The organism is Streptomyces sp. KR55 (genome assembly GCF_052245645.1).
Taxonomy (GTDB): domain Bacteria; phylum Actinomycetota; class Actinomycetes; order Streptomycetales; family Streptomycetaceae; genus Streptomyces; species Streptomyces flavusporus.
This window is the reverse complement of sequence record NZ_JBQQCE010000054.1, coordinates 1-13963: the sequence shown is the minus strand read 5'-3', so window position 1 is coordinate 13963 and position 13963 is coordinate 1. Positions and strand designations below refer to the sequence as shown.

The window sequence follows — 13963 nt, the reverse complement described above, 5'->3', positions numbered from 1 at the left end:
TGGAGGGACGGCCGTCGGCCACCTCAACCGGCCTTCGTCACCTCCAGGGAGAGGTCGTTGTCGACGGTGTAGTAGGGGCGCAGGACGGCACCGCCGAGCGTGACCGCCGGGTGGACGAAGACCTCCTTGCGGTCTGCCAGGTCGTCGAGAAGACGGGCGACCCGGATGAGAGGCTCCTGCGCCGCAGGCCGCACGAAGACGTCCCAGACGCCGCTCCCGGCGTCCGTCCCGGCGGTCAACTCCCCGTAGTCGACCGTGAAGGAGAAGCTTCGGCCGTCGGGTGCGGGCCGTGGCTCCAGGGAGCGCACGGTGCCGCTGCCGCCCCGCCGGCGCAGGTGCACGGCGGCTCCCTCCTGGAACGAGGCGCCATGCAGGCGGGCGCCGACCGTCATCGACCGGTCCGTGACGTCGATGCCGTCGACCTCCGCGTGGGCGGGGCGCAGCCAGGCCCGTAGCGCGAGGTACCCGTCCTTGGTGACGTAGGGAATCCGGACGGCCAGCGGTGACTGCCGGTCGCGGAGGTGTCCGTCGACCAGGGCCCGCAGGTCACGCAGTCCCGGGCGCAGACGCTGCCGCTCGGATCCCGGTTCCCGGAGCAGGTACACGTCCCACCGGCCATCCTCGAGAACGGGCTGCGGGCCCAGGACGGCACGCAGGCGACTGTCGCCGACGGGCTCCAGGTCGAGGGCGTGCACGGTCTTCTCGGGCTGGCCCTTCTTCGGACGCAGCCGGAGCAGCACCTGCGGCGCTTCGGCCGACAGCGGCGGCAGGTCGAACGTAATCCGGCCGTCCGGCTCGACCACGCAGCCGACGCGTGGATCCGCACTCTGTCCCGCACTCTGTTCCGTGCTCATCGCTGTCCCTTCCGTACCGCGCGCAGCGCGCTGCTCGCCGAAGCCAACGCGGCGTCGCGGGCGGCGAAGCCCTGGCTGACCAGGGCACGGTGCATGCGGGCGGGTTCCTGTACGACGGGCCGCCCCGCCCTTCTCGCCGAGACCGCCTCCGTGAACAGCCGCTCGGCCTGCTCGACCACGGGGCCGGGAGCGAACCGCCGCGCGTTCTCCAGCGCCGCACGGCCCATACGGCGGCGCCCCTCGTCGTCACGGACCAGTTCCAGCAGGGCCGCGCCCAGCGCGTCACGGTCCCCGACCGGCACCAGTCGGCCGTCGACCCCGTCCTCGATGATTTCACCGGGTCCGTAGGGGCAGTCGGTGCTCACCACCGGCAGTCCGCAGCGCATCGCCTCGACGATCGTCATGCCGAACGGCTCGAAGTTGGAGGCGGCCGCACCGATCGAGCCCTTGACCCATTCTCCCTCCATGGGGGCCGCCGCACCCATCAGGAAGACGTTGTTCCACAGACGGAGGTCCATGATGAGCTGCCGCAGCCGATCGTGCTCCTCACCCTTGCCGTAGATGCGCAGCTGCCAGTCCGGGTGTTCGGCGGCGACCATGGCGAAGGCCTCGATGAGCAGGTCGTAACGTTTCACCGGGACCAGTCGGCCGGCCGCGACGACCACCTTCGCCGAGCCGTCGACGGCCGGCAGCACGGGATCCGGCACGCTGTTCGGGAGTGCCTCCACCCGCACCCCGGGCAGCCACATCTTGCGCCGGTAGGCGGCGGCGTCCGCCTCGGTCACCGTGGTCAGCGCGTCGAGTCGGCGGTAGGCCCGGCGCAGCGTGGTGCGCAGCCGGGGCGGATGGTTGTCCAGGGTGAGGTGCTCCTGTCCGATACGGACGACATGCTCCGGAGCCTGGAGGGCGAGGTGGACGTTCAGCCCCGGCCGCGTGCCGATCACCACGTCGGCGTCGATCGTGGCGAGGCACTCGGCGATCCGCTGGTCGGTCAGCTCGCTGTACTGCCCGTAACGGTACTCGGCGCGGGGGAACACCCCCGCCGGTCTCAGATGCAGCGGATGGTTCTTCTCCTGCCGCAAGTCCACGAGCGGCCTGAGCGACACCCTGGGGTCCAGGGTGAAGTTCGGGTGCTCCCGGTGCCGTAGCACGGAGACGATCTCCACCTCGTGCCGCTCGGCCAGCGCGTGGGCCAGGTTGAAGGTGGTGGTGATCGTGCCTCCGATTCCGTAGGCGTTGTGGAGCAGGAAAGAGATCTTCATGGCGGACTAGACCACCACAAACCACTGACGGTTGCCGCTCGTTACCACTTCGTAGTGCTCATCGGGGCCGCCCGCTCATTGGCGCTGTGACTGCACGGACCATTGACGCGCAAGTGGTTCGATTCTACGGTCCGTCCGAGCTTGCGATCGCTGTTCGAAATCACGGACGCATGGGCGCCCTCTTCAACGCCCCCCCACCCGCAAGGAGGATCCGCGTGAGCCGCACCTCCCGAACGACCAGAACCGCACTCCTCGCCCTCCCCGCCGCCGTCCTGCTCGCCCTGGTGCCGTCCACGGCATCGGCGTACCCGAACCCCGGACGGGTCACCGGCTCCGTCGTCACCCACGACCCGACGATGATCCGCACCTCGTCCGGGCAGTACCTGCTCTACGCGACCGGCGGAGGCATCGCCAACAAGACCTCCAGTGACCGCATCGCGTTCAGCGCCGGCGCGGACGCCTTCTCCGCACGGCCGAGTTGGTGGCGGAACTACTCCTCCGTCCCCGAAGCCTGGGCACCGGACATCTCGTACCACGGCGGCAAGTACCTCATGTACTACTCCGTCTCGAAGTTCGGCTCGAACACCTCCGCCATCGGCCTCGCCACCTCCAGCACCGGCCAGCCCGGCAGCTGGACCGACCAGGGCACCGTCTACACCTCCAGCTCCTCCAGCGACTACAACGCCATCGACCCCAACCTCTTCGTCGACGGCGACGGCAAGTGGTGGCTGTCCTTCGGCAGTTGGTGGACCGGGATCAAGATGATCCAGATCAACCCCGCCACCGGGAAGCAGCTCTCCTCCAACACCACCCGGTACTCGCTCGCCTCCCGCCCGACCGGGACCAAGGCCGTCGAAGCGCCGTTCATCGTCAAGCGCAACGGCTACTACTACCTCTTCGCCTCGTACGACACCTGCTGCGCCGGCACCAGCTCCACGTACAAGGTCAAGGTCGGCCGCGCCACCAGCATCACCGGGCCGTACTACGACAAGAACGGCGTCTCGATGATGAACAACGGCGGGACACCCGTCCTCGAGTCGCACGGCAGCATCATCGGGCCCGGCGGGCAGTCGATCATGAACGACGTGGACGGCGACCTGATCGTCTACCACTACTACGACGGCAACGACAACGGCACCCCCAAGCTCGGCATCAACCTCCTGAACTGGAGCAGCGGATGGCCCGTCGCTTACTGACCCTGCTGGCGGCCCTCCTGCTCGCGCTCGGCCTCGGCCAGTCCCCCGCGAGCGCCGCCTCGTTCACCAACCCGGTCAAGTCCGTCAAGGGCGCCGACCCCTGGATCTCGTACCACAACGGCAACTACTACCTGGTCACGACCAGTTGGACCAGCGCCATCACCATCCGCAAGTCCACCACCCTCGCGGGTCTCTTCACCGCGCCCAGCGTGCAGGTGTGGACCGGCGACGCCGCCTCCCGGTGCTGCAACATCTGGGCCCCGGAGCTGCACTTCCTGAACGGCCGCTGGTACCTGTACTACGTCGCCGGGCAGAACGTGTCCGACTACATTCCGACGCAGCGCACCCACGTGCTGGAGAGCACCGGGTCCGATCCCATGGGGCCGTACACCTACAAGGCGCAGCTCAACTCCGCCTGGATGCTCGATCCGACCGTCGCCACCATCAACGGCTCCCTTTATCTGTTCGGGAGTGCCAGTGGCGGGACGCAGAATCTCGTCGCCGCTCGGATGTCGAATCCGTACACCGTCAGCGGGTCGTTCTCGACGGTCTCGACACCGACGTACGACTGGGAGCGCCAGGGCGGGACGGTGAACGAGGGCCCGGAGATCCTCCAACGTGGCGGGCGGACCTTCCTCATCTACTCCGCTAGCGGCTGCTGGACCCCCGACTACAAGCTCGGCCAGCTCGAGCTCACCGGCTCCAACCCGCTCTCCGCCTCCTCCTGGACGAAGAGGTCCACGCCCGTCTTCCAGCGCAGTGACGGCAACGGCGTCCACGGGCCCGGCCACAACGGCTTCTTCACCTCGCCGGACGGCAGCGAGAGCTGGATCGTCTACCACGCCAACGACAGCGCGAGCGAGGGCTGCGACAACGGGCGGACCACCCGGGCGCAGAGGTTCACCTGGAACTCCGACGGCACGCCCAACTTCGGTACGCCGGTGCGGTTGGGTGCCTCGCTCGCCGGGCCGTCCGGGGAGCCGGCGTCGGCCTCGACCACGTACACCGTCGTGAATCGGAACAGTGGTAAGTGCCTTGATGTCGCCGGGAGTTCGAGTGCCGACGGGGCCAACGTGCAGCAGTACATCTGCAGTGGCGGTAACAACCAGCGGTGGCGGCTCGAGGATCTCGGTGACGACACCCACCGGCTGGTGAACGTGGCCACCGGCAAGGTGCTCGACACCGCGAACTGTTCCGCCGACGACGGGGCCGATCTGCGGCAGTGGTCCTGGCTGAACAACACCTGCCAGCGGTTCCGGTTCGTCGCCACCGACGGTGGCTACGTACGGATCGTCAACCAGGCCACCGGCAAGGTCGCCGACGTCGCCAACTGCTCGACGGCGGACGCGGCCGACGTACGCCAGTGGACGTGGCTGAACAACGCCTGCCAGCAGTGGCGGCTGACTCCGGCGTGACCCGGCGGGTCGGGCTGACTCCGGCCTGACCCGCCGGGCCGGTTACGCCGTAACCCGGCGGGCCGCCTACCCCGCCTGGCCCATCCCGGCCGCGTTCGGCCAGCTGGTCGCGCCCGGCCAGCCGGTCGCCGGTGCCGTCGACAGACCGGCGGGGGCACCGGTGCCCGTCGTGCCCCGGACCTGGGCGGCGGTGAGGCCCCCGCGGGCCGGGACGCCGGGCGGGGTGAGGCCGGACGGCTGCTGGGGTACCGCCTGGGCCACCGCGGGCTGCGGGATCGCCTGAGGAGCCGCCGGCTGCGGAATCATGGGCTGAGGGACGGGTTGGGGGACGGGCTGAGGCACCGCCTGCGGTGCCGTCGGCTGCGGGAACGTCTGCGCCGCCGCCGGCATCGGCATCCCCGCCCCGCCGGTCTGTGCCGCGGCCGGCATCGGCATGCCGGTGCCGGCGGGCGGGGCGGCTGCCAGGCCCGGCCCACCGGCACCGACCGCACCGACGGCGCCGACGGCCTGAGCGGCAAGGCCTTGCATACCGGCGCCATTGGTGGCACTGACGAGCCGGTCCACCGCCGCCGTACCCGAGCTGTAGCTGGTCCCGGTGCCCAGCTCGGGCACGGCGGCTCCCCTCCTGGTCCCGTAGAGCACCTGTTCCAGGCCGGACACCAGGCGACGCACATCCACCTGGGGGCGCACCACGAGCCGCAGGAAGCGGCTGGAGGATCCGATCTTGTTGCCGCACTCACGGACCAGGATCCGGTGCTCGGTCAGCATCCGGTCCCGGACCACGGTGCCTTCGGCGCCCACGGGGAGGCGCACGAAGAGGAAGTTGCCCTGGGACGGGTAAACCGTCAGGCCGGGCAGCGCGGCCAGCTGGCCGGCCATGTCCAGCCGGTCCCGTCGCACCTGCTGGAGGCTCTGCGCGTACTCCTGGCCGTGTTCCTTCAGCATGAACACCACGTGCTCGGCGAAGGAGTTGAGGTTCCACTTGGGGAGCATGGAGCGGACACGGCCCGCGAGCGCCGGGTTGGCGACGAGGTAGCCGAAGCGGATGCCGTGCAGGCCGAAGTTCTTGCCGAGGCTGCGCAGCACGATGACGTTGGGCCGGATCATCGCCTCCTGCACGACGCTGGGTTCGGCCTCGGCGTCGGCGAACTCCAGGAACGACTCGTCGATCACGACCAGGTCCCGGTCCGCCATCGCGTCCATGAACTGCACGACCGCGTGCTTGTGCAGGTAGCCGCCGTCGGGGTTGTTGGGGTTGCACAGGACGGCGACCCGGGTGCCGCGGGCCCGGATGAACTCGGCGTACTGCGCCAGGTCCAGGGCGAAGCCGCTGGACTCCTGGAGCGGGAACATGTCGACCCGCTTGCCGGTCTCCATCGGCTGGTCGGTCCAGCGGCCGAAGGTGGGGACGGGGATGGCGAGGGACTCACGGACGAGGAGGTGGTCGATCCAGGTGATCAGCTCGGTCGAGCCGTTGCCCATCGCCACGCACTGCGGCGGAAGCTGGAGCAGGCTGCACAGTTCGGCGGTGATGGTGTCGGCGCTGCTCGGGTAGTACGTGATGATGTCCCGCAGCCTGTTCGCCATCTCGTCGAACATGGCCGGGGTGGGGAAGTAGGGGTTGCAGGGGATGCAGAAGTCCACCGGGCCGGCCTCGTCGCCGCCCTCCCGCGTCAGCGCCGCCATGGAGGGGCTGTGCGCCGCAGTGCTGCGGAACAGCGAGGTGACGTTGTCAGCCATGGAACCTCCGTATGAGGCGGGCCCGGTGGGGACGATCGGGTCCGTCGTCTGGGCGGCCCGCGCGGGGGAGCGCGGGCCGCCCATTCATACGGATGCGGCTGTGACGCCGTTCAACTCGTGTGAAAGAAATGTGCGTTCACGTACGGGCGTTCGCGCCCGGGTGTTCAGGCGCTGAACGAGTGCACCGTCGTCGACCGGTAGGTCTGCCCCGGCCGCAGCACCGTCGACGGGAACGACGGGTGGTTCGGCGAGTCCGGGTAGTGCTGGGTCTCCAGGCACAGCCCGTCGCCCTGCCGGTAGACGGTCCCGCCGGTGCCGACGAGGGAGCCGTCCAGGAAGTTGCCGGAGTAGAACTGCAGGCCCGGCTCGGTGGTCGCGATCTTCAGGGTGCGGCCGGAGGACGGGTCCCGGAGCGTGGCGATGTGCTCGGGGCGGGCCGTGATGCCCTTGTCGAGGACCCAGTTGTGGTCCAGGCCCTTGCCGTACAGCAGCTGCTGGTGCGCGACGCGGATGTCCTCGCCGACGGTCTTGGTGCGGCGGAAGTCGAAGGGGGTGCCCGCGACCTTGGCCAGTTCGCCCGTGGGGATCAACCCCGAGTCGACCGGCGTGTAGCGGGCGGCGGCGATGGACAGCTCGTGGTCGTAGATCGTGCCGCTCGACTCGCCGGCCAGGTTCCAGTAGACGTGGCTGGTGAGGTTGACGACCGTGGCCTTGTCGGTGGTGGCCTCGTAGTCGATGCGCCAGTCGCCGTGCCGGGTGAGGGTATACGTGACCTTCGACTTGAGCGTGCCCGGGTAGCCCATCTCGCCGTCGACGCTCGTGTAGTACAAGTACAGGCCGACGTCGGAGCCCTTGGTGAACGGCTCGATGTCCCACACCCGCTTGTCGAAGCCCTGCGCTCCGCCGTGCAGGCTGTTGTCGCCGTCGTTGACGGACAGCTGGTAGGCCTTGCCGTCCAGGGTGAACCTGCCCTTGGCGATGCGGTTGCCGTAGCGGCCGATCAGCGCGCCGAAGTACGGGCTGGAGGAGACGTAGTCCTCGATGTTGTCGAAGCCCAGCGAGACGTTGGTGTAGCGGCCGCGCCGGTCGGGGATCTCCAGGGACTGGACGATGCCGCCGTAGGAGAGGACCTTCAGGCGGGTGCCGCCGTTCTCCAGCGACCAGCTGTAGATCTTCGTGCCGTCGGCGAGCTTGCCGAAGAGCGACTTCACCGGCGTTCTGCCTCCCGTGGCGTGGGCGGTGCCGCTCACTGCGGCGGTGACACCGGCGGCGGCCGCCCCGGCGATGACGGTACGTCTGCTCAGTTCCATGTGCGGCTCCTGCAAAAGGAAGCGGGCCCCGCCTTGAGGCGGGGCCCGAGCGACTTACGAACCGACCTTGCGCTTGCTCCACACGTCGAACCCGACCGCCGCCAGCAGCACCAGGCCCTTGATGACCTGCTGCCAGTCGGTGCCGATGCCGACGAGGTTCATACCGTTGTTCAGCACGCCCAGGACCAGACCGCCGATGACCGCGCCGAGTACGGTGCCGACACCGCCGCTCATCGACGCGCCGCCGATGTACGCGGCCGCGATCGCCTCCAGCTCGAAGTTGAGGCCGGCCTTGGGCGAGGCCGCGTTGAAGCGGGCGGCGAAGACCAGACCCGCCAGGGCCGCGAGCATGCCCATGTTCAGGAAGACCAGGAAGGTGACCTTCTTGTCCTTCACACCCGACAGCTTGGCCGCGGGCAGGTTGCCGCCGATGGCGTAGATGTGGCGGCCGATGATGGCGTTGCGCATGACATAGCCGAAGCCGACCAGCAGCGCGCCGAGGATCAGCAGGACGTACGGGGCGCCCTTGTAGCTGGCGAGCAGCATCGTCAGCGTGAGGATGGCGGCGCCGAGCGCGACCAGCTTGAGCAGGAAGAGGTTCCGCGGCGGCACCTCCAGCGCGAACTCCTTCTGCCGCCTGCGGTCACGGACCTCCTGGAGCACCACGAACGCGATCAGGGCGAAGCCCAGCAGCAGCGTCAGGTTGTGGTAGTTGGTCTCCGGGCCGACCTCGGGCATGAAGCCGTTGGCGACCTTCTGGAGTCCCTCCGGGAACGGGCCGAGCGTCTGGCCCTCCAGGTAGATCTCCGTCAGACCGCGGAAGACCAGCATGCCCGCCAGGGTCACGATGAACGACGGGATGCCGAGATACGCGATGAAGTACCCCTGCGCGGCTCCCGCGGCCGCGCCGACGGCCAGACACAGCACCACGGCGAGGACCCAGGGTATGTCGTTCTTGACCATGAAAACGGCGGCTATGGAGCCGACGAACGCCGTCAACGAGCCGACCGACAGGTCGATATGGCCCGCGATGATCACGAGCATCATGCCGATCGCGAGGATCAGGATGTAGCTGTTCTGCAGCACCAGGTTGGAAACGTTGCGCGGCAGCAGCAGGTCGCCGTCGGTCCATACGGCGAACAGCACCACGATCAGACCGAGGGCGATCAGCATGCCGTACTGCCGCATGTTGCGGCGCATGCCCTCCATCACCAGCTGGAGCAGGCCGTCGCCCGTGGCCGAACCGCCCTTGCCGGGCGGCGCCGGGGCCGGCGTCTTGGCGGTCACATCCGTGCTCATCGGGTTACCTCTTTGTCCTTAGTCATCTGGCGCATCAGCGATTCCTGCGAGGCCTCGGCCCGCGAGAACTCACCGGTCAGCCGGCCCGCGGCCATCGTGTAGATGCGGTCGCACATGCCGAGCAGCTCCGGCAGCTCGGAGGAGATGAAGACGACCGCCTTGCCCTGGGCGGCCAACTGGTCGATGACCGTGTAGATCTCGTACTTGGCGCCGACGTCGATACCGCGCGTCGGCTCGTCCAGGATCAGCACGTCCGGACCCGCGAAGATCCACTTGCTGAGGACGACCTTCTGCTGGTTGCCGCCGGACAGCTTGCCCACCGGCTCGAAGACGGTCGGCGCCTTGATGTTCATGGACTTGCGGAAGCCCTCGGCGACCTGCCGCTCCTCGTGCTCGTCGACGACGCCCCGCTTGGCGACCTTGCCCAGCGCGCTGAGCGAGATGTTGCGGTTGATGGTGTCGATGAGGTTGAGGCCGTAGTGCTTGCGGTCCTCGGTGACGTAGGCGATGCCGTTCCGGACCGCCTCGGGGACGGACTTGGTACGGATCTCCTTGCCGTCCTTGAGGACCGTGCCGCCCGCGTACCGGCCGTAGGTCCGCCCGAAGACGCTCATCGCGAGCTCGGTGCGCCCGGCGCCCATCAGACCCGCGATGCCGACGATCTCGCCGCGCCGCACCTGGAGCGACACGTCGTCGACGACCTTGCGCTGCTGGTCGATCGGGTGGTGCACGGTCCAGTTGCGGATCTCCAGGGCGGGCGCGGCGCCCTCCTCCGGCTCGTGCGGCGTCCGCTCCGGGAAGCGGTGCTCCAGGTCGCGGCCGACCATCCCGCTGATGATCCGGTCCTCGGTGGTCTCCGGGGCCTTCACGTCGAGCGTCTCGATGGTGCGCCCGTCGCGCAGGATCGTCACCGAGTCGGCGACCTTGCGGATCTCGTTGAGCTTGTGGCTGATGATGATCGAGGTAATGCCCTGCTTCTTCAACTCCAGGATGAGATCGAGGAGTTTGCCGCTGTCCTCGTCGTTCAGGGCGGCGGTCGGCTCATCGAGGATGAGCAGCTTCACCTTCTTCGACAGCGCCTTCGCGATCTCGACGAGCTGCTGCTTGCCCACGCCGATGTCGGCGACGCGGGTGTCGGGGTGGTCGCTGAGCCCGACCCGGCGCAGCAGCTCGGTGGCGTGCCGCAGCGTCTCGGTCCAGCTGATGATCCCGCGCGTGGCGTGCTCGTTGCCGAGGAAGATGTTCTCCGCGATGGAGAGGTAGGGGATCAGGGCCAGCTCCTGGTGAATGATCACGATGCCGTGATGCTCACTGGCCCTGATGTCCTTGAACTCGCAGACCTCTCCCTCGAAGAGGATCTCGCCCTCGTACGTGCCGTGCGGGTGGACGCCGGAGAGGACCTTCATCAGGGTCGACTTGCCGGCGCCGTTCTCCCCGCAGATGGCGTGGACCTCGCCCTGCCGGACGGTCAGATTGACGTCCGACAGCGCCTTGACGCCGGGAAAGGTCTTGACGATCGAGCGCATTTCCAGGACGGGTCCCGCCATGGTCGTGCCTTCCAATCCCTAGGGTGCGGCGGTTTGTTTAGAGGTCGCTTTCCTTGATGTAGCCGGAGTCGACCACGGTTTCCTTGTAGTTGGCCTTGTCGACTGCCACCGGCTCCAGCAGGTAGGCCGGGACGACCTTGGCGCCGTTGTCGTACGTCTTGGTGTCGTTGACCTCGGGCTCCTTGTCGTTGAGCACCGCGTCGACCATGTTCGAGGCCACCTTGGCGAGTTCGCGGGTGTCCTTGTAGACGGTCATCGACTGCTGGTCGGCGATGATCGACTTCACCGAGGCGACCTCGGCGTCCTGGCCGGTGACGATCGGCAGCGGCTTGCTCTTGGAGCCGTAGTCGTCCGACTTCAGCGCCGACAGGATGCCGATGGAGATGCCGTCGTACGGCGAGAGCACCGCGTCGACCCGCTCGCTCTTGTAGGCCGAGGTCAGGATGTCGTCCATGCGCTTCTGGGCGGTACCGCCGTCCCAGCGCAGGGTGGTGACCTGGTTCAGCTCGGTCTGCTTGGACCGGACGACCAGCTGCTTCTTGTCGATGTAGGGCTGCAGGACGTTCATCGCGCCCTGGAAGAAGTAGCGGGTGTTGTTGTCGTCGTTGGAGCCGGCGAACAGCTCGATGTTGAACGGGCCCTTCTCGGAGCCGTCCTTCAGGCCGAGCTTCTCGACGATGTAGTTGCCCTGGAGCTCGCCGACCTTCTCGTTGTCGAAGGAGGCGTAGTAGTCGACGTTCTCGGTGCCGAGGATGAGGCGGTCGTAGGAGATCACCGGGATGTCGGCGTCCTTGGCCTGCTGGAGGACGTTGTTCATCGACTTGTTGTCGATGGCCGCGACGATCAGCGCCTTGACGCCCTGCGTGATCAGGTTCTCGATCTGGGAGACCTGCTGGTCGGGGTCGTCCTCACCGTAGACGAGCCTCGTCTTGTAGCCCTTGGACTCCAGGTCCTTCTTGACGTTGTTGCCGTCGGCGATCCAGCGCTCGGAGGACTTGGTCGGCATCGCGATGCCGATGGTGGCGCCCTCGGCGCTGCCCTTGTCCTCCTCGCTGCCGCCCTCGCTGCTCTGGCCGCAGGCGGTCAGGGTGAGGGCGAGGGAGGCCGCTGCGGCTATGGCGGAAAGTGCGGCTCGGCGGTTGCGCATGGTCATCTTCCTTGATGTCTCAGCCCGGCTGGGAATGGGTGTGCGGCAACGCTGGGATGGTTCGCGAAAACCGGTGAACGGTGTGTGGGATTCTGTTTGGCTGCGTCGTGTTCTGTGAAGAGGGCGCGTCGAAACCTTTATGAATATGTTTCGAACCGCTTGAGCTCGCCGGGCAGCCGCGAGCCCAGGGGGGCCATGTCCCCGTCGGCCCCGTGCCGGGCGAGCAGGTCCAGGGCCAGCCGGCCGCGCCGCACCCGCTCCCTGGCGGTGGCCAGGGTGACGTCCCGCAGGTGGTGGCCGTACGGGTAGATCGCGGGGGCCTTGGACAGGCCGAACTTCAGGTAGAGCGGTGCGCCGCGCCGGATCAGCTCGGCGACCTCGTACATCCGCACATAGCCGCCGAGGTCGTCGGGGGCCTCGATGTACATGTCCATGGGGGCGCCGGACACCCGGCGGATCTCGGTGAGGTGATCCAGCGTCAGATCGCTGGGCACGTTGATGGAGTCGGCGCCGAGCCGCTCGTACACCGCGAACGAGGCCGGGTTGACCGGCCCGACCAGCGCCGACACCTTCAGCGTCGTGTCGGCCGGGATGATCCCGGCCGCGCGCGCCCGGTGCAGGGTCCACAGCACGCCCTCGTCGGCGACGAGCAGGCACTTCACGCCCAGCTCCGTCGCCCGTACGGCGTCCTCGACGCACCCGGCGACGGCGTCGTGCCCGCGGGCCCTGAGGCCGCCGCCGCGGGAGTCGGTACGGGTCGAGCCGCCGATGTCCCAGGTGCCGCGCGGGCCGGTGAACAGGCAGAGCTCGATGTCACGTTCGCCGGTGGCCTCGACCATCTCGGTGATCTCGGCGTCGCTCAGCATCCACACGCCGCTGCCCTGGCTGATCCGGTGGATCGGTACGTCGAGCCGCGAGGACTCCTTGAGCACGACCGCCAGCGCCTCGGGACCCTCGCACGAGGGGATCTCGGTGCGCCAGCGGCCACCGCCCGGGAAGCCGTGCGGCGATGCGTCGGCGGGGTCGAGGGAGGGCGCGCCCAGGCCGAGCGCGGTGAGTGCCTGCTCACCGGGCCTGCGGGCTGCCGTGGCGGAAGCGTCGGTCACAAGCTGTCCTTCGTGTTCGAGATATCGGACATAGTCCGGGGCTCTGGGTAGGGGAAGCTCTGGGGTACGCCGGTACGGTGGCCGTCAGGTCGCCGCCGTACCGGCGTACGACTAGGGGCGGAGCAGCACCTTGCCGACCTTCGGATCGCCGGCTCCCACCAGCTCGATGGCCTGCGGGAACTCGGTGAGCGGCAGCTCGTGGGTGACCAGCGGCACCGGGTCGAGCAGCCCGGCTCCGAACACCCGCACCGTGTGCGCCCAGGCGTCCGGCGGCGCCCCGAAGACGGTGTGCACCTCCAGCTGCCGTACCACCAGATCCGTCGGGTCCAGACCGTCGGCGCCCGGCGCCGGGATCCCCGTCAGGACCAGCCGGCCGCCGCGCCGCAGCAGGGCGGCCGCGGTGCGGGCGGCGTCGGCGGAGCCGGCCGTCTCGATCACCACGTCGAAGTCGCCGGGGAGTTCCTCGTCCTTCGTACGGAACTCGGTCGCGCCGAACTCCCTGGACAGGGCCGCACGGTCCGGACGGGTGCCGACGACCAGCAGCTCGGCCGGGGAGGCGGCGCGCAGGAACTGCACCGCGAACATCCCGAGCGTGCCGGTGCCGACCACGGCCACCTTCTCGCCGGGCAGGGCATGGGCCTTCAGGGCCGCCGCCGCGATACAGGCGGCCGGCTCCAGCAGGGCCGCCGCCGTCAGGTCGGCGTCGTCCGGCAGGACGTGCAGGAGGCGCGCCGGGAGCGTGAGGGTGGTGGCCATCGCCCCCGGCTGGGTGAACCCGGTCTCCTCGTAGCCGTCCGTGCACAGCGTGGTCTCACCGGCGTGGCAGCGGTCGCACACCTGGCAGTTGCGGAAGCCCTCGCCGACGACCTTGCGCCCGACGAGCGACCCGGGGACTCCGGCGCCGACCTGCTGCACCGTCCCCGACCACTCGTGGCCGGGGGTGAGCGGGTAACGGACGTATCCCTCGGGCCGGTTGCCCTGGTAGACCTCGCGGTCACTGCCGCAGATGCCGACGGCGTGCACCCGGACCAGCGCCTCGCCGGGCTCGGGCGGGCGGGGCGTGTGCTCGACGAGCCGGTGCTCGCCG

At 68.8% G+C, this 13963-nt stretch carries 11 protein-coding genes; 2 read left to right on the top strand and 9 right to left on the bottom strand.

The window, feature by feature from the left end; genetic code table 11:
- Positions 1–23: 23 nt before the first annotated feature.
- Positions 24–854, bottom strand: coding sequence for a transferase (locus tag ACTWQJ_RS10730; protein ID WP_443306404.1), 831 nt, complete (start codon positions 852–854; stop codon positions 24–26).
- Positions 851–2116 (bottom strand): glycosyltransferase family 4 protein, encoded by a 1266-nt coding sequence (locus ACTWQJ_RS10725; RefSeq protein ID WP_443306403.1) that lies wholly within the window; start codon positions 2114–2116, stop codon positions 851–853. The genes ACTWQJ_RS10730 and ACTWQJ_RS10725 overlap by 4 nt, the downstream gene beginning before the upstream one ends.
- A 215-nt stretch (positions 2117–2331) precedes the next feature.
- On the opposite strand from ACTWQJ_RS10725, the gene ACTWQJ_RS10720 reads away from it, so the two are divergent.
- Entirely contained in the window at positions 2332–3312 is a 981-nt protein-coding gene (locus ACTWQJ_RS10720; RefSeq protein WP_443306402.1) for an arabinan endo-1,5-alpha-L-arabinosidase, read from the top strand.
- Positions 3294–4727: a family 43 glycosylhydrolase gene (locus ACTWQJ_RS10715; protein WP_443306401.1), complete on the top strand. Its 1434-nt coding sequence runs from the start codon at positions 3294–3296 to the stop codon at positions 4725–4727. The genes ACTWQJ_RS10720 and ACTWQJ_RS10715 overlap by 19 nt, the downstream gene beginning before the upstream one ends.
- A 66-nt stretch (positions 4728–4793) precedes the next feature.
- Here ACTWQJ_RS10715 and ACTWQJ_RS10710 read toward each other — a convergent pair whose 3' ends face one another.
- From ACTWQJ_RS10710 to ACTWQJ_RS10680, 7 genes are all read right to left on the bottom strand, one after another.
- Positions 4794–6467 carry an aminotransferase class I/II-fold pyridoxal phosphate-dependent enzyme gene (locus tag ACTWQJ_RS10710; protein WP_443306400.1) on the bottom strand — a complete coding sequence of 558 codons (1674 nt, stop codon included), beginning with the start codon at positions 6465–6467 and terminating at the stop codon, positions 4794–4796.
- A 164-nt stretch (positions 6468–6631) separates the two neighbouring features.
- Positions 6632–7777, bottom strand: a complete 1146-nt coding sequence (locus ACTWQJ_RS10705; protein WP_443306399.1) for an aldose epimerase family protein — start codon at positions 7775–7777, stop codon at positions 6632–6634.
- 54 nt (positions 7778–7831) lie between these two features.
- A complete protein-coding gene (gene mmsB, locus ACTWQJ_RS10700) occupies positions 7832–9076 on the bottom strand; it encodes a multiple monosaccharide ABC transporter permease (protein WP_443306398.1) in 1245 nt (414 codons plus the stop codon).
- The gene (mmsA, locus tag ACTWQJ_RS10695) at positions 9073–10623 is read right to left on the bottom strand and encodes a multiple monosaccharide ABC transporter ATP-binding protein (RefSeq protein ID WP_443306397.1); all 1551 of its coding nucleotides are present in this window, start codon (positions 10621–10623) and stop codon (positions 9073–9075) included. Before mmsA ends, mmsB begins: the two co-directional genes overlap by 4 nt.
- A 37-nt stretch (positions 10624–10660) precedes the next feature.
- On the bottom strand, positions 10661–11770 hold the full coding sequence (gene chvE, locus ACTWQJ_RS10690) for a multiple monosaccharide ABC transporter substrate-binding protein (RefSeq protein ID WP_443306396.1): 1110 nt from the start codon (positions 11768–11770) through the stop codon (positions 10661–10663).
- 137 nt (positions 11771–11907) lie between these two features.
- Positions 11908–12876 carry a hypothetical protein gene (locus ACTWQJ_RS10685; RefSeq protein ID WP_443306395.1) on the bottom strand — a complete coding sequence of 323 codons (969 nt, stop codon included), beginning with the start codon at positions 12874–12876 and terminating at the stop codon, positions 11908–11910.
- Positions 12877–12987: 111 nt separating this feature from the next.
- Positions 12988–13963, bottom strand: a 976-nt coding sequence (locus ACTWQJ_RS10680) for a zinc-dependent alcohol dehydrogenase (protein ID WP_443306394.1), incomplete at its 5' end; no start/stop codon positions are given.